Below are 16,022 nucleotides of genomic sequence, written 5' to 3'. Positions count from 1 at the left end.
TGGAGGACCCGCGGAGCGGGCTACTCGATCAGCACGGAACGGCGCGCCCTGAGGCCGCGCCTCGATCAGCATGAAAAAGGGGCGCGCCCAGTGGGCGCTCCTCGGGCGGCGCGGCGTCGGTCGGCGCGGGGCGGGCGTCAGGCGGCCGGGGCGGCCGTGGACTCGCGGACGATGAGGGTGGAGGCGAGGCGGACGGTGGGGGTGTCGACGGGGTCGCCGGCCGCGAGCTTGAGCAGGAGGCGGGTGGCCTCGGAGGCCATGCTCGAGAGGGGCTGGCGGACGGTGGTCAGCTGCGGGCTGACCCAGCGGCAGAGGTCGACGTCGTCGAAGCCGACGACGGAGAGGTCCTCGGGGACGCGGAGGCCGCGGTCGCGGGCCGCGAGGTAGACGCCGTAGGCCTGCTCGTCGGAGCCGCTGATGATCGCGGTGGGGCGCTCCGGGAGGTCGAGCAGCTCGCCGCCGAAGCGCACGCCGCCGCTGATCAGCGAGTCGCCGTTCCGGACGAGCTCCTTCGCCGCCTCGACGCCGGCGCGGCCGAGCGCGCTGATGAAGCCGTCCAGGCGGTCCTGGTGGCACTCGAGCTCCATCGGGCCGGTGACGAAGCCGATCCGCCGGTGGCCGAGCGCGAGCAGGTGCTCCGTCGCCTCCCGGCCGCCGACCCAGTCGGTGGCCGACACGGTCGCGAACGACTCCGTGTCGCTGCCCTGCGGATCGATGGCGACGACCGGCACCTTCAGCTTCCCGAGCCTCTCGCGCGCCTCCGCCGTGAGGTCCGACACCACGAGCACGATGCCGTCCGAGCCGCGGGAGGCGATGCGGTCGATCCAGTCGGGCGCGCCGGCCCCGCCGTCGTGGGTGACGTTGAGCACCAGGTCGACGCCCGACCGGGAGGCCTCCGCCTGGGCGCCGCGGAGCAGCTCCGTCGCCCACTGCGTCTCGAGGCTGGAGACGACGAAGTCGATCAGCGTCGCGGATCGCTTGGCCTTGCGTCGCGCATAGCCGTGGTCCTCGATCAGGCGCTCGATCTCGTGCCGCTTGGGGGCCGAGATGCCGGGCTTGCCGTTGAGGACGCGGGACACCGTGGGGATGGAGACGCCCGCCGCCTCGGCGATTTGCGCGAGAGTTGCGCCGGATTCCGTCATGCGACACCGCCTTCCTGCTCAGCTCCCGAGGTCTTGACCTCTCGGTCCTCGTCACTTTACACTGCAACTCGTGCGCAACTTGCGCAGTAAGTTGCAAGCAAGTTTTGCGAGTCGCCCGAGGAGGCGGCGCCGCACCTCGATCCACGGACACTCCGCGACGACGCGGAGCGAAGGAGTAGCGCGATGTCGAAGAAGACGTTCGGTTGGCCGAGGAGGGCCGCGCTCGTCGCGGCCGGTGTCCTGGCGGTCTCGCTCACCGCCTGCAGCGGCGGCGGGGGAGGAGCCTCGAGCGATCCCGGCTCCGCCACCGAGGGCTCGATCACCTGGTGGGGCTGGACCCCGGACAAGCCGCTGGCGGACAAGCTGATCGCCTCGTTCAACGAGGAGTACCCGGACATCGAGGTGGAGTTCGTCTCGAAGCCGATCGACAGCTACGACTCGGTGCTCGGCCCGGCCATCACCTCGGCCGACGGCCCCGACGTCTTCAACGTCGCACCGGGCTCTGCGAACGGCGGCGTCGAGACCTTCCAGGCGGGCGCCATCGACCTCGGCCCCGCCGTCGAGGAGGAGCTCGGCGCGGACTGGCAGGACAAGCTGGCCGCCTCGGGCGTCGAGGGCCTCGCCGTCGACGACAAGGTGGTCGGCCTCTCCGCCGGCGCCGTCTACTCCGGCAGCATCTGGGTCAACCAGGACATGCTCGACGAGGTCGGCGTCACCGCGCCCACCACCTACGACGAGTGGGTGCAGGTCTGCCAGACCCTCGAGGCGGCCGGCAAGGGCTGCTTCGTCCAGGGCGCCGGCCAGTGGGCCTTCGACATGGACACCTTCGAGGCGATCATGCAGAACATCGAGCCCGGCGCCTACGCCAAGGCCGCCGCGGGCGAGATGGACTACACGGATCCCGCCTTCGAGCAGGGCCTGCAGATCTGGAAGGACCTCTTCGACGACGGGATCATGCAGGAGGGCGCCATCGGCCTGCAGCAGTACCCGGACGCCAACAACGCCTTCATGTCCGAGAAGTACGCGATGGTGATGATGGGCAGCTGGTACACCCAGTACACCGTCCGCGACTCGATGATCACCGCGATGGAGGCCGCCGGCGTCGCGGACCCCGAGCCGTTCACCATGGTGCCGATCCAGTTCCCGGACGTCGCGGGCACCGGGAACGTCGGCGAGATGTTCGGCGACGCGGACTACGGCCTCGCCGTGAGCACCAAGTCCGACGCGCAGGCCGCGGCGACCACCTTCGCCGTCTGGCTGACCACCTCCGAGGCCGGTCAGACCGCCGTCGCGAACACGCTGAACGACATCCCGTCGCTGGCGGGGGTGCAGCCCGACTGGGACGGCATCGACCTCGTCGCGCCGGACGCGCAGCTGGACGCGCTGAAGGAGTACACGGCGACGGCGAGCGCCGCGACCGACCCGCGCTTCGCGACGGTCAGCGCGGATCTCAACACCGCCTTCCGGGACGCGCTGATCGGCGTCGCCTCCGGGGACACGGACATCGACCAGGCCCTTCAGGGTCTGCAGTCCGTCGTCGACGACCAGAAGTAGGACCGAACCCTCCTCGCGGGCGGCCGACCGGGCCGCCCGCGACGGGCATCAGGCAAGGGAGCTGAGATGACAACGGCCATCGCGAGATCCGGGGCGGGAGCGCCCGACCGCGCCGCTCGGGGCGTGGAGCCCGCCCCGCAGCGCCGGCGGAAGCGGATGCTCCTCGGGCCCGGGATGATCTGGATCCTCCCGGCGATCGTCCTCGTGCTGGGGATGATCTACTTCGCCATCGGCTACACGGGGTACGTGTCGACGCTCGACTGGAACGGGTTCATCCTGAGCCCGTCGGAGTCGGTGGGCGCGGACAACTTCGTGCAGATGTTCCAGGACCGCGTGTTCTGGGGCGCGATCGGGCACACGGCGGTCTTCTTCGTCGTCACCTTCGCGGTGCAGACGGCGGTCGGCTTCACCTTCGCGGCGATCATGCACTCGCGGATCGCCCTGGCGCCGCTCTACAAGGTGCTGATCTTCGTGCCGACCGTCCTCGCTCCGGCGTCGATGGCGCCGGTCTTCCGCTCGATCTTCGACGTCGACGGGCAGTTCAATCAGCTGCTGCGCGGCGTCGGGCTGGGCGGGCTCGCCCACCCGTGGCTCGCGGATCCGGCCACGGCGATGCCGGTCGTGATGGCCGTCACCGTCTGGCAGTGGACGGGACTCACCTTCATCCTCTTCTACGCCGCGATGGCGCAGATCGAGCCGGAGATCCTCGAGGCGGCCCGGATCGACGGGGCGAGCAACCTCCGCACCCTCGTCGCGATCGTGTGGCCGATGTGCAAGGGCACGACGATCGCGCTCGCCACGCTGGGGATCATCGGGGCGCTGAAGACCTTCGACGTGCCGTACCTGGTGACCAAGGGCGGGCCGAACCACGCGACCGAGTTCCTCGGCACGTACATCTACCAGACCATGGTCGCGGAGAAGCACTTCGGCTACGCGGCCGCGATCTCGATCGCCCTCCTCGTCCTCGCCGTCGGCGGCGGCGTCCTGATGAACCTGCGGCGCCGCGCCGACGAGAGCTGAGGCCCGACGTGTTCGAACTCCGCACGGTCCGCTCGCGCATCGGCGTGCAGCTGCTCGCGACCGTCATCGTCCTCCCGTTCCTCTTCGCGCTCGTCGCGATGGTGCAGGGCTCGCTGGCCGGCGCCGGCTGGGGCAACTACGGCAAGGTCTTCGCGACCGGCGTCGTCCCCACCTACTTCCGGAACACGATCATCGTCGCGGTCTCGACCGTCGCGATCGTCTACGTCCTCACGATGCTGGCGGCCTTCGGCTTCGCCAAGCTGCGCATCCGCGGCAAGGAGGTGTGGTTCTGGCTGCTGATCGCGGCGCTGACCATGCCGGAGGCGGTGCTGCTCACGCCGCTGTTCGTCACCGCGTCGACGCTCGACGTCTACAACCAGCTGATCGCGGTGATCCTGCCGCTGGCCGCGCTGCAGGTGCCGTTCACGGTCCTGCTGGCCCGGAGCTTCTTCGCCGGGATCCCGACCGAGCTGATGGACGCCGGCCGCGTCGACGGGGCGAGCATCGTCAAGGTCTTCTGGTACATCGTCCTGCCGCTGACCCGGCCGATCGCCGGCGCGATCGTGGTGCTCACGCTGATCAACAGCTGGAACGCGTTCCTGCTGCCGCTGCTGATGCTGAACGACCCGGACAAGCAGGTGGTGACCCTGCTGCCCTCGTTCTTCACCAGCCAGTACACCAACGACCAGACGGGGGTCCTGGCCGCCTCGGTGATCACGGCGGTCCCGGTGATCGTCGCGTACCTGCTGCTGCAGCGCTCCTTCGAGCGCGGCCTGGCCGCCGGAGCGCTCAAGTGAGCGCCCGGCTGGACGGGGCGCTCGCCGTCGTCACCGCCGGCACCGCGGGGATCGGGCGGGCGATCGTGCTCCGCCTGGTCGCCGAGGGGGCCGACGTGATCGCGACCGGCACGAGCGAGGAGCGGGCGCAGGCCCTGCGGGAGGACGGCGGCGGCGCCGTGCACACCGTGGTCGGCGACGGCTCGACGCTCGAGCACCTGGACGAGCTGGCGCGGGCCGTCGGCGAGGACGGCCGCGCCGTCGACGTCCTGGTCCTCAACGCCGGACGGGACGTGGAGGCGACGCCGATCGTCGACACCACTCCGGAGATGTTCGACCACGTGAGCGACCTCAACTTCCGCGGCACCTTCCTGACCGCCCGGAGCATCGTCCCGGCGATGGCGGACGGCGGGCGCATCGTCCTCGTCTCCTCGATCGCCGGGCACAACGGCGGGCCCGGGCACTCCGTCTACAACGCGAGCAAGGCGGCCGTGCGCTCGCTGGCGCGCACCCTGACGGCCGAGCTCGCCGACCGGCGGATCCGCGCCAACGCGGTCAGCCCCGGCCCGATCGCCACCGCCGGCTTCGACAAGTTCACCGGAGGCTCGGCCGCCGTCGAGCAGGCGGTCGCCGCGCAGATCCCGGTCGGCCGCATCGGCCGACCCGAGGAGGTCGCCTCGGCGGTCCTCTTCCTCGCGACCGCGGAGTCGAGCTTCATCGCCGGCGCCGAGCTCGTCGTCGACGGCGGGATGACTCAGGCGTGACGGCGACGACGACCCGATCCCCTCCGCAGCACGACGGCACGATCGAGCACGACCCCGTATCGACAGAGAGAAGGTCCGACATGACTGAGCCGATGACGTTCGCGGTGGTGGGGACCGGCTGGCGCTCCGAGTTCTACCTCCGCCTGGCCCGCACCGCCCCCGAGCGGCTGCGCGCCGTGGCGATCGTGGCGAACTCGTCCGCCGCCGAGGAGCGGATGAGCGCCCGCTGGGACGCCCCCGTCGTCCGGACGCTGGAGGAGGCCCTCGCCCACCGGCCCGACTTCGTGATCGCCGCCGTCTCCTGGCCGTCGATGCCGGGCGTGACGATCCGGCTCGCGGAGCTCGGCGTGCCGGTGCTCGCGGAGACCCCGCCCGCGCCGACCGCCGACGGGCTGCGCGAGCTGTGGAGCGCGCTCGGCGCCTCGGCCCGGGTGCAGGTCGCGGAGCAGTACATGCTGATGCCCGGGCACGCGGCGCGGCAGGCGGTCGTCCGGAGCGGCGCGATCGGCGAGGCCACCGCCGTGCACATCGCCTCCACGCACCTGTACCACGCGACCAGCCTGATCCGCGGCTTCCTCGGCGCCGGCATGGCCGAGGCCGTGGTGAGCGCCCGCGCCTTCACCGCGCCCCAGGCCGATCCGCTGACCTTCGACGGCTGGCGCGAGGAACCGTCGCCCGAGCCGCGGACCACGACGATCGGCACCCTCGACTTCGGCGACGGCCGGATGGGCCTCTACGACTTCGTCGACAACCAGTGGTGGAACCCGCTGCTCAGCCGGCGGATCGTGATCCGCGGCTCGCTCGGCGAGATCGCCGACGACAGCGTCACCCACCTCACCGAGGAGGGCGTGATCGTCTCGCCGATCTCCTACCGGCGCACCGGCATCGACATGAACCTCGAGGGCAACGAGGTGGTCACCGCCTCCTTCGAGGGCCGGATCGTCTGGCGCAACGAGTGGGTCGGGACCCGGCTGTCCGAGGACGACCTCGCCGTCGCCGACCTCCTCGAGGCGACCGGGCGGTGGGCCCGCGACGCCGGCCCCGCGCCCTACCCGCTGGCCGAGGCCTGCCAGGACCATCTCCTCGGTCTCGCGATCGAGGAGTCCGTACGAACCAGCGCCGATGTGCGCGTGAGCAAGGAAGCGTGGGCCTGATGCCTCTCGTCACCATCGAAGTCGCCGACACCGTCCCCGAGGAGACCCGGTTCGCCTACGCGGAGGCCGTCAACGCGGGCCTCGTCGAGGGCCTGGGCATGGATGCGGAGGACCGCTTCCAGGTCATCCATCCGCTGCCCGCGAGCCACCTCGTCGCCGACCCGCACTACCTCGGCGGCGACCGCCGCGACGTGGTCTACGTGCGCGTCCTGATGGTCCGGATGTACGACCGGGAGACCAAGGCCGCGATGTTCGAGGCGGTCGCCCGCCGGCTCGAGGCCGAGGGCGTCCGCCCGGACGACGTGTTCATCGCGATCACCGAGAACACGCTGGACGACTGGTACCCCGGCGCTCGGGGCGAGCGTGGCTGACCTCGGCGGGCGCACCCTCACGACCGACGTCCGGGTCGTCGACGAGCAGGGCCGGCCGGTCGCCGGCGTGGACGTGACCACCGAGCAGCTGCGGCACGCGTTCGGCTTCGGCAGCATCGGCTTCGACTTCCTCGACTGGCTGGGCGGCCCGCCGCTCTCCACCGGCGGCGACGCCTCGGAGTTCTTCGGCGGCAGGGTCGACTCCGATCCGCAGCTGCTCGCCGACGCCTGGCTGGGCGTCTTCGACACGGTGACGCTGCCCTTCTACTGGCGGGCGTTCGAGCCCGAGCGCGGGCGCCCCGAGACCGAGCGGCTGCGCCGGACGGCCGAGTGGTTCGCCGCGCGCGGCGTCCGGGTGAAGGGCCACCCGCTGGTCTGGCACACGCTGGCGCCGGAATGGCTGCTGCCGCTCGAGGACGCCGAGGTGGAGGCGGTGCTGCGCTCGCGGGTCCGCCGCGAGGTCGCCGACTTCGCCGGGGTCGTCGACGTCTGGGACGCGATCAACGAGACGGTGATCCTGCCGCGCTTCACGGCGGAGCCGAACGCGATCACCCGGCTCGCGCAGCGCCTCGGCCGGGTCGGCATGATCCGGCTGGCGTTCGAGGAGGCCCGCTCGGTCGGCTCGGGCGGGCGCTTCGTCCTCAACGACTTCGACCTCTCCAGCGAGTACGAGCACGTGATCGAGGAGTGCCTGGACGCGGGGATCGCCATCGACGCGATCGGCCTGCAGACCCACATGCACCAGGGCTACCGCGGCGAGGACCGGATCGCCGAGGTGATCGAGCGCTTCTCCCGCTTCGGCCTGCCGCTGCAGATGACGGAGACGACCCTGCTCTCGGGCGACCTGATGCCGCCGGAGATCGGCGACCTGAACGACTACGTGGTCGACTCCTGGCCGAGCACCGAGGAGGGCGAGGCGCGGCAGGCGGACGAGCTCGTCCGGCACTACCGGAGCGTCCTCGCGCATCCGGCGGTCGAGTCGCTGACCTACTGGGGGCTGACCGACGACGGCGCCTGGCTCGGGGCGCCCTCCGGGCTGCTCCGCCGCGACGGCAGCCGGAAGCCCGGCTACGACGCGCTGCAGGACCTGATCCGCCGCGAGTGGTGGCACGCCGAGACGACCGCGAGGACCGGGGCGGACGGCTGCGTCCCGCTGCAGGGCTTCGCCGGGCGCTACCGGGTGACCACCGGCGGCACGTCGGTCGAGGTCGAGGTGTCGGCCGGGAGCGGCCCGATCGTGGTCGTGGTGCCGCGATGAGCATCGAGGCGGACGAGGAGCGCGTGCAGGCCGCGGCCGGGACCCGGCTCACCGAGCTGCGCGTCGCGGCGGCGGCGGCCGCGACTCCGGCGGTGCTCGCCTCCTCGCGGCAGGAGCGGGCGGGCTGGCTCACCCGGATCGCGGCGCGGCTCGACGAGGCGCGCGACGACCTGGTCGAGGTGGCCGAGGCGGAGACGCACCTCGGCGTCGAGCGGCTGCGGGGCGAGGTGGCGCGCACGACCGGCCAGCTGCGGCTCTTCGCGGACGTGCTCGAGGAGGGCTCGTACCTCGAGGCCTCGATCGACGTCGCCGGCACGATCGGCGGCGACGGCTCGCAGGAGATCCGCCGCTTCCTCCGCCCGCTCGGGCCGGTCGCGGTCTTCTCCGCCTCGAACTTCCCGTTCGCCTTCTCGGTCGCCGGCGGCGACACCGCGTCGGCGCTCGCCGCGGGCTGCCCGGTGCTGGTGAAGGCGCACCCCGGGCATCCGGAGCTGTCCCGGCGCACGGCCGCCGTGGTCGATCGGGCGCTGGAGGAGGCCGGCGCCCCGCGCGGGACCTTCGAGCTCGTGGAGGGGCGCGAGGCCGGGCTCGTCCTGGTCGCAGCGCCCGAGGTGCGCGCGGTGGCGTTCACCGGCTCGCTGCCGGGGGCGACCGCGCTGATGGACGCGATGTCCGAGCGCGCCGAGCCGATCCCGTTCTTCGGCGAGCTCGGCAGCGTGAACCCCGTGGTGATCACCCCCGGCGCGGCCGAGGAGCGCGGGTCGGCGCTCGCGGCCGAGCTGGTCGCCTCCTTCACGCTCGGCGGCGGGCAGTTCTGCACCAAGCCCGGCGTGGTCTTCGTGCCGGCGGCGGATCTCGATACGCCCGCGGAGCGGGCTACTCGATCAGCATGGGCGGGCGGCGGCGCCCCTCCATGCTGGTCGAGCAGCGCGCAGCGCGTATCGAGACCCGCGTTCCGCCAGGCGGTGGCCGAGCGGGTCGAGAGTCTGCCGGGGACGGTGCTGCTCACCGAGCGGATCGCCGACTCCTTCGCCGCGGTCGCCGGCCGGCTGCAGTCGGCGGACGGGGTCCGCGTGCTGGCCCGCGGCGCACAGGCCGACGGGACGACGCCCGTGGTGCTCGTGACGACCGTCGACGACTTCGTCCGGCACAGCGACGTCCTGCTCGAGGAGTGCTTCGGCCCGCTGACGCTGCTGGTCGAGTACCGCGCGCCGGAGGAGGTGCTCGCCGCCCTCACCCACCTGGACGGATCGCTGACCGCCACCGTGCACAGCGCGCCGGGCGAGGACATCGGCGCGCTCGTCGCCGTCCTCGCCGAGCGCTCCGGCCGCGTCGTCTTCGGCGGCTGGCCCACCGGCGTCAGCGTCACCTGGGGCCAGCACCACGGCGGACCGTGGCCCGCCACGACCTCGCAGCACACCTCGGTCGGCGCGACCGCGATCCGGCGCTTCCTCCGGCCGATCGCCTACCAGGGGGCACCGGCCTCCGCGCTGCCGGCCGACCTCACCGACGCGGGCCTGGCCCGCCTCCCTCACCGCCGCGACGGCAGATCGGTCCCCCGATGAACGACGAGACCCCCGGCCGGCCCACGGGCCTCGGCCCGGTGATCCGCACCGGCCGCGCCGTCCGCAGCGCCCAGTGGTACGGCGGCGACGACCGCAACACCTACCTGCACCGGGCGTGGATGCGCCGCGGAACACCCGATCACGCCTTCGACGGCCGGCCGCAGATCGCGATCGCGAACACCGCCTCCGACCTCTCGCCGTGCAACTCGCACCTCGACGAGGTCGCGCAGAGCGTGAAGAACGGCGTCTACGAGGCCGGCGGGATCCCCTACAACCTGCCCGTGATCTCGCTCGGCGAGACGACCGTCCGGACCACCGCGATGCTCTGGCGCAACATGGTCGCGATGGCCGCGGAGGAGCTGTTCCGCGCCAACCCGATCGACGGTCTGGTGCTGCTCGGCGGCTGCGACAAGACCATCCCGGCGCTGCTGATGGCCGCCGCCAGCGTGGGGATCCCGGCGATCGTGGTGCCCGGCGGGCCGATGCTGAACGGGACCTTCCGCGGCAGCACGCTCGGCTGCGGCACCGACGTCTGGCGCCTGAGCGAGGAGGTGCGGGCGGGCGCGCTCGACAGCGACTACTTCGTCCAGTCCGAGTCCTCGATGATCCGCAGCCGCGGGCACTGCAACACCATGGGCACCGCGTCCTCGATGGCCTGCGTCGCGGAGGCGCTCGGCATGACCCTGCCCGGCGTCGCGGGCGTCCCCGCCTCGGACAGCCGGCTGCTGCAGTTCGCGCACGCGACGGGCAACCGCGTCGTCGCGATGGTGGAGGAGGAGCTCGCGCCGGCGGACGTGATGACGAAGGCCGCGTTCCACAACGCGATCGTGGCGCTCGCCGCGATCGGCGGATCGACGAACGCCGTGGTGCACCTGCTCGCGATCGCCGGCCGCCTCGGCGTCGAGCTCGACCTCGACGACTTCGACCGGATCGGCGCCGATGTCCCGCTGCTCGTCAACCTCCAGCCCGCCGGCGCGCACCTGATGGAGGACCTCTTCCGCGCGGGCGGCTTCCTCGCCGTGATGAACGAGGTGCGGCCGCTGCTGGATCCGACGGCGGTGACCGTGCTCGGCACGCCCTTCGTCGACGAGCTGCCGGGGCACGAGGTCTGGGACCGCGACGTGATCCGCACCGCCGAGTCGCCGCTGCTGCCCGCGGCCGGCATCGCCGTGCTGCGCGGGAACCTGTCTCCGACCGGCGCGATCATCAAGCCGGCCGCGGCCACGGCGGCGCTGCTGCGGCACCGCGGGCCTGCGGTCGTCTTCGACTCGGTCGAGGACATGCATGCGCGGATCGACGCGCCGGAGCTCGACGTCAGCGCGGACTCGGTGCTGGTGCTGCGCGGCTGCGGTCCGCGCGGCTACCCGGGGATGCCCGAGGTCGCGAACATGCCGCTGCCGAAGCGCCTGCTCGACGCAGGAGTGCGCGACATGGTGCGGATCTGCGACGGGCGGATGAGCGGCACGGCCTACGGCACGATCGTGCTGCACGTCACGCCGGAGTCGGCGGTCGGCGGTGCGCTCGGCCTGGTGCAGGACGGCGACCTGATCGAGCTCGACGTTCCGGCGCGGACGCTGACGCTGCTGGTGACCGACGAGGACCTCGCGGCCCGCCGTCCCTCCGCCGCGACCACGGCCGCCTACGCGGCGCCGGTTCGCGGCTGGGAGCGGCTGTACGTCGACCACGTCGAGCAGGCCGAGCGCGGCGCGGACCTGGACTTCCTGACCGGCGCGACCGGGCCCGGCGTGCTGCGGGAGTCGCATTGAGCGGGGCGCGGCGGGACCGCCCGATGCGCGACGAGGGGACCACGATGACCGGCACGACAGGAGGACCGCGATGAGCACGCGGATGCGCGCGGCGGTGCTGCGGGAGTTCGGCGCGCCGCTGGCCGTCGAGGAGCTCGACGTCGCCGATTCCGGCCGGGGCGAGCTGCTCGTCGAGATCGACGCGGCGGGCGTCTGCCACTCCGACCTGCACTACCTGCGCGGTGATCTGCGCTGTCCGCTGCCGGTGGTGCCCGGCCACGAGGGCGCCGGCCGCATCGTCGCCCTCGGGCCGGACCTCCGCGAGGGCTTCGCCGTCGGCGACCGGGTGGCGCTGCTCTGGCGGCCGAACTGCGGCCGCTGCCGGCAGTGCGTCGCCGGCCGGCCGATCATGTGCGAGTACGGACCGGTGCAGGCCGCGTCCGGCGGTCTCCTCGACGGCACCAGCCGGCTCAGCGCCGCGGGCGAGACCGTGCACCACCTGCTCGGGGTGTCCTGCTTCGCGGAGCGGGTGGTCGTGCCCGAGCGGAGCGTGGTGCGCGTTCCGGACGACGTGCCGGCCGAGATCGCGGCGATCGCCGGCTGCGCGGTGATCACCGGGGTCGGCGCGGTGCTGAACGTGATCGGCGCGTGCCTCGGCGACGCGGTCGTGGTGATCGGCGCCGGCGGCGTCGGCCTCTCCGCGGTGATGGGCGCGCGGGCGGCCGGGGCGACCACCGTCGTCGCGGTCGACGTGGACGCGGACCGGCTGGCGCTGGCGAGGCGACTCGGCGCGACGCACGTGATCGACGGGTCGTCCGGCTCCATCGGCGGCGGCGACACGGTCGAGCAGCTGCTCACCCTCGTCCCCGGCGGGGTGCCCTGGGTGGTCGAGGCGGTCGGGCGGCCGGAGACGCTGGCCTCCGCCGTCGCGATGCTGCAGCCGGGCGGGACGGCCGTCGCCGTGGGCCTCGGCCGGGTCGGGCAGAGCGCGGGCATCCCGGTGAACGACCTGGTGCAGAAGCAGAAGCGCGTGGTCGGCTCCCTCTACGGGTCCTCGATCCCGCAGCTGGATCTGCCGCGGATCTTCGAGCTGTACCGCAGGGGTGCGCTGCCGCTCGACGAGCTGGTGGGGGAGCGGTTCGCCCTCGAGGGCATCGGCGCGGCCTTCGAGGCGCTGGAGCACGGGAGCGTCGGGCGCTCGATCGTCGTGCCCGGTCGGGCGGGTGCGCGGTGACCGCCTTCGCCCGGTACCCGAGCCTCGACGGCCGGACCGTGGTCGTGACGGGCGGCGCGTCCGGGCTCGGCGCGGAGTTCGTGCGGCAGTTCGCGGCGCAGGGCGCGCGGGTCGGCTTCCTCGACATCGACGCCGAGCAGGGCGCGGCGCTCGCCCGCGAGCTGGGCGGAGCCGTCCGCTTCGCCGCCTGCGACGTGCGCGACGTCGCGGCGCTCGAGGCCGCGATCGAGGGGCTCACCGCCGAGCTCGGCCCGGCTCACGTGCTCGTCAACAACGCGGCGAACGACGCCCGGCACACCGTCGAGGACCTCGATCCCGCGTACTGGGACGACCGCATGGCGGTGAACCTGCGTCACCAGTTCTTCGCCGCGCGGCTCGTCTCGCGCGGGATGCTGCGCGCGGGCGCCGGCTCGATCATCAACCTCGGCTCGATCAGCGCGCACATCGACCTCGTCGAGCTGGTCGGCTACATCACCGCGAAGGCCGCGATCGAGGGCATGACCCGCGCCCTGGCCCGCGAGCTCGGCGCCGGCGGCGTCCGGGTGAACTGCGTCATCCCCGGCTGGATCATGACCGAGCGGCAACTCGAGCAGGTCGTCACCCCCGAGGCGGAGCAGCAGATCGACCGCAGCCAGTGCCTCCCCGGCCGCCTCGTCCCGGCGGACGTCGCCCGCCTGGTCCTCTGGCTCGCGGCCGACGACTCCGCCATGTGCACCGCCCAGAACTGGGTCGTCGACGGCGGCTGGCTCTGACGCGCGGCGCCGCGCGAGCGGAGCCGCCCGAGCGGAGCCGCAGAGCGCCCCCCCCCCGTCGAGCAGCGGCGCAGCCGCGCCCGCGTGCTGGTCGAGTAGCGGCGCAGCCGCGTATCGAGACCCCACGTCTTCATGCGGGTGGATCTCGATACGCCCTCTGCGAGGGCTACTCGATCAGCACGGCTCTGCCGGCCCGGCATCCTAGGGCGGCGCCTCCTCCGTGCCGGTCGAGGAGCGGCGCAGCCGCGTATCGAGACCCGGCGCCCCGGCGCCGCTACAGTGACCGGCATGACCCCCTCGCGCGTCCTCGCACCGGAGCCCCCCGCCGACGGCTCGAAGCCGAAGGGACCCGCGTCGTACTTCCCGAGCATCGAGACCACCTACGGCCGCCCGGTCCAGGAGTGGCTCGACCTCGTGAACGAGCGGCTCGACTCCGAGACCCACATGCAGGTCGTCTCCTGGCTGAAGACCGAGCACGGCCTCGGCCACGGGCACGCGAACGCGGTCGTCGCCTACGTCAAGGCGGCCCGCGCCTGACCGTGGCCCCGTCTGCACCCGATCCGGCTGCTGCTCTGCCGCCGAAGTCGCGCACAACATCAGCTGAGACGGGGGTCCCTCCTCTGACAGGGGAGGCCCTGTGCTCTCAGCTGATGTTGTGCGCCGGAGGAGGTGCCGTCGCCGGTGAGAGGTCCTCGAACGGCCGAGGCGTCCCGTGCAACGGGCGGCCTCGGCTCCTCGGAGACGTCTCGCGGACGGCCCAGCACGGGCCGGTCAGCGGCCGGCGCGGCCGAACTCGAGGAGCTTCGCGAAGAGGTCCTCGAGGAGCCAGCGGGTGTCGAAGGACTCGCAGACGCGGATCGGGTGCGGGCCGACGCCGGGCTGGAGGTCGCCGGTGGCGGTGAAGCGCGGGGCGGGGACGGCGCGCCAGCGGCCGCCGGCGGGGTTCATCACGGCGCCGATCGCGGGGCTGTCGCCGAGGGAGCGGAAGTCGAGCGGGCCGTAGGGGATCGTCGCGTTGAAGGCGATCAGCTGGTCGACGAGGTAGTCGCCGAGCGGGCTCGTGCCGCCCAGCCGCGTGCGCAGCTCGGCGTGGCCGACGCCGACCATCGTGTAGACGGGCATCGGGATCTGCCAGACGGCGACTCCGGAGGCGAGCACGGCGTTCGCGGCGGCGACGTCGTTGATCAGGTTGAACTCCGGGTGGTACGCGGCGATCCCCTCGTAGGGCGGGCCGCCCACCCAGACCACGACGACGTCGCGCTCGGCGATCGACGGCTCCGCCAGCAGCGCCGCGGCGACGTCGGTGAGCGGGCCGAGCACGGCGATCCACAGCCGGCCCTCGCCGTGCAGCGCCTCCTCGACGATCACGCGCGAGCCCTCGGACGCCACGGACTCCGCGGAACCGCCGGCGACCAGCGCCGCGGACGCCCCGTCCACGACCCGCACGTCGGCCCCCGCGAGGGCGACCACGCGATCGATCTCCGCGCGCGACTCCCGCAGGCTGCCGGGCCGGCCGAAGTGCGCGGCCACGAGCGCCCGGACGTCGAGCGTCGCGCTCAGCAGCGCCTGCACGATCGCGAACTGGTCGTCGGCCTCGTTCGCGGCATCGGTGCTGACGATCAGCCGGTGCGGTGCCGGCCCGACACTCACGCCGACTCCCGCTGCACGAGCGTCGTCGCGAGGATCGGCTGCCGGTCGACCTCGCGGCCCGCCACCACGGCCACCACGGTCTCCGCGGCGACGCGCCCCATGTCCTCGAGCGGCTGGCGGATGGTGGTCAGCGTCGGATCCGAGGTGGTCGCGATGACCACGTCGTCGAAGCCCACGACCGAGATGTCGGCGGGCACGCGCCGGCCGGACGCCTGCAGCACGCGGATCGCGCCGTTGGCCATCAGGTCGGAGGAGGCGAAGACGCCGTCGAGGTCGGGGTGGCGCTGCAGGAGCCGCGCCATCGCGGCCGAGCCGCTCTCGAGAGTGAACTCGCCGTGCACGATCGGGCTGTGGTCCAGCCCCAGCTCGGTCAGCTCGTCGCGCCAGCCGCGGATGCGGTCGCGGGCCGGCTCCATGTCGTGCGGGCCGGCGATGATGCCGAGCCGGCGCCGGCCGGAGTCGGCGAGCGCGCGGGCGGCGAGCCGGCCGCCGCCGTAGTTGTCGGAGTCGATCACGATGGCGTCCTCGGCCAGCGCGACGCGCGGCCGGCCGACCCAGGCGATCGGCACGGGGGAGTCGGCGAGCGCCTGCGCGAGGTGCGTGATCTCGTGCTGCAGGATCACGATCGCTCCGTCGACCGCGCGCGAGCGGAGGAACTTGGGGATGCGGTCGCCGTCGTCGTGGTCCGCGGGCAGCAGCACCGGCTGCACCTCGGCGGCGTAGAGCCCCTTCGCGGCGCCCTTGAGCACCGAGGTGAAGAAGGTGCCGGTGAGGCTGTCGAGCTCGTTGAAGGCGACGATCAGCGCGATCGCGCCGGAGCGGCCGCCGCGCAGCATCCGCGCGGCGCTGTTGGCCTCGTAGCCGAGCTGCTTCGCGGCGTGCTCGACGGCGGCCGACATGCGGACGTCGACGTTCGTGCCGCCCGCGAGAACCCGGGCGGCGGTGGCGCGGGACACGCCCGCGGCCCGTGCGACGTCCACGAGCGTGGGTCGGGTCATGGCTGCATCCTTCTGAACGAGGAGGGGAGCCGGCCGGGG

The 16,022-nt window shown here is 73.1% G+C and carries 15 protein-coding genes; 12 read left to right on the top strand and 3 right to left on the bottom strand.

The window, feature by feature from the left end; genetic code table 11:
- Nucleotides 1–137 precede the first annotated feature (137 nt).
- Nucleotides 138–1,142, bottom strand: coding sequence for a LacI family DNA-binding transcriptional regulator (locus MT350_RS13465; RefSeq protein WP_243616109.1), 1,005 nt, complete (start codon nt 1,140–1,142; stop codon nt 138–140).
- A gap of 183 nt (nt 1,143–1,325) precedes the next feature.
- Here MT350_RS13465 and MT350_RS13460 point away from each other — a divergent pair, with 183 nt between their 5' ends.
- The 12 genes from MT350_RS13460 to MT350_RS13405 all read left to right on the top strand — a co-directional run bounded on the left by MT350_RS13460 (nt 1,326) and on the right by MT350_RS13405 (nt 13,872).
- On the top strand, nt 1,326–2,696 hold the full coding sequence (locus tag MT350_RS13460) for an ABC transporter substrate-binding protein (RefSeq protein ID WP_243598085.1): 1,371 nt from the start codon (nt 1,326–1,328) through the stop codon (nt 2,694–2,696).
- A 66-nt stretch (nt 2,697–2,762) separates the two neighbouring features.
- Nucleotides 2,763–3,716 (top strand): carbohydrate ABC transporter permease, encoded by a 954-nt coding sequence (locus MT350_RS13455; RefSeq protein WP_208110594.1) that lies wholly within the window; start codon nt 2,763–2,765, stop codon nt 3,714–3,716.
- An 8-nt stretch (nt 3,717–3,724) separates the two neighbouring features.
- Complete coding sequence (locus MT350_RS13450) at nt 3,725–4,513, top strand: carbohydrate ABC transporter permease (RefSeq protein WP_123446885.1); 789 nt, start codon at nt 3,725–3,727, stop codon at nt 4,511–4,513.
- Entirely contained in the window at nt 4,510–5,256 is a 747-nt protein-coding gene (locus tag MT350_RS13445) for an SDR family NAD(P)-dependent oxidoreductase (RefSeq protein ID WP_243616108.1), read from the top strand. The genes MT350_RS13450 and MT350_RS13445 overlap by 4 nt, the downstream gene beginning before the upstream one ends.
- A gap of 80 nt (nt 5,257–5,336) precedes the next feature.
- Nucleotides 5,337–6,410: a Gfo/Idh/MocA family protein gene (locus tag MT350_RS13440; RefSeq protein WP_243616107.1), complete on the top strand. Its 1,074-nt coding sequence runs from the start codon at nt 5,337–5,339 to the stop codon at nt 6,408–6,410.
- Entirely contained in the window at nt 6,410–6,781 is a 372-nt protein-coding gene (locus tag MT350_RS13435) for a tautomerase family protein (RefSeq protein ID WP_127887613.1), read from the top strand. The genes MT350_RS13440 and MT350_RS13435 overlap by 1 nt, the downstream gene beginning before the upstream one ends.
- Complete coding sequence (locus MT350_RS13430; protein ID WP_243616106.1) at nt 6,774–8,039, top strand: endo-1,4-beta-xylanase; 1,266 nt, start codon at nt 6,774–6,776, stop codon at nt 8,037–8,039. The genes MT350_RS13435 and MT350_RS13430 overlap by 8 nt, the downstream gene beginning before the upstream one ends.
- Nucleotides 8,036–9,604, top strand: a complete 1,569-nt coding sequence (locus MT350_RS13425; RefSeq protein ID WP_243616105.1) for an aldehyde dehydrogenase (NADP(+)) — start codon at nt 8,036–8,038, stop codon at nt 9,602–9,604. The genes MT350_RS13430 and MT350_RS13425 overlap by 4 nt, the downstream gene beginning before the upstream one ends.
- A complete protein-coding gene (locus tag MT350_RS13420; protein WP_243616104.1) occupies nt 9,601–11,370 on the top strand; it encodes an IlvD/Edd family dehydratase in 1,770 nt (589 codons plus the stop codon). Before MT350_RS13425 ends, MT350_RS13420 begins: the two co-directional genes overlap by 4 nt.
- A gap of 70 nt (nt 11,371–11,440) precedes the next feature.
- Entirely contained in the window at nt 11,441–12,583 is a 1,143-nt protein-coding gene (locus MT350_RS13415; RefSeq protein WP_243616103.1) for a zinc-binding dehydrogenase, read from the top strand.
- Nucleotides 12,580–13,335: an SDR family NAD(P)-dependent oxidoreductase gene (locus tag MT350_RS13410; protein WP_243616102.1), complete on the top strand. Its 756-nt coding sequence runs from the start codon at nt 12,580–12,582 to the stop codon at nt 13,333–13,335. Before MT350_RS13415 ends, MT350_RS13410 begins: the two co-directional genes overlap by 4 nt.
- Nucleotides 13,336–13,623: 288 nt before the next feature.
- Nucleotides 13,624–13,872 carry a DUF4287 domain-containing protein gene (locus MT350_RS13405; protein ID WP_123736561.1) on the top strand — a complete coding sequence of 83 codons (249 nt, stop codon included), beginning with the start codon at nt 13,624–13,626 and terminating at the stop codon, nt 13,870–13,872.
- A gap of 234 nt (nt 13,873–14,106) precedes the next feature.
- Here the strand turns inward: MT350_RS13405 and MT350_RS13400 are convergent, their stop codons facing one another.
- Nucleotides 14,107–14,985, bottom strand: a complete 879-nt coding sequence (locus tag MT350_RS13400) for a nucleoside hydrolase (protein WP_243598094.1) — start codon at nt 14,983–14,985, stop codon at nt 14,107–14,109.
- Nucleotides 14,982–15,983, bottom strand: a complete 1,002-nt coding sequence (locus MT350_RS13395; protein WP_123446870.1) for a LacI family DNA-binding transcriptional regulator — start codon at nt 15,981–15,983, stop codon at nt 14,982–14,984. The genes MT350_RS13400 and MT350_RS13395 overlap by 4 nt, the downstream gene beginning before the upstream one ends.
- Between the last annotated feature and the right edge of the window lie 39 nt (nt 15,984–16,022).

The sequence above is a fragment of the Rathayibacter sp. VKM Ac-2928 genome, from assembly GCF_022815545.1.
GTDB classification, from domain to species: Bacteria; Actinomycetota; Actinomycetes; order Actinomycetales; family Microbacteriaceae; genus Rathayibacter; species Rathayibacter festucae.
Note: the sequence above shows the minus strand (reverse complement) of the source record. Positions and strands in the feature narration are given on the sequence as shown.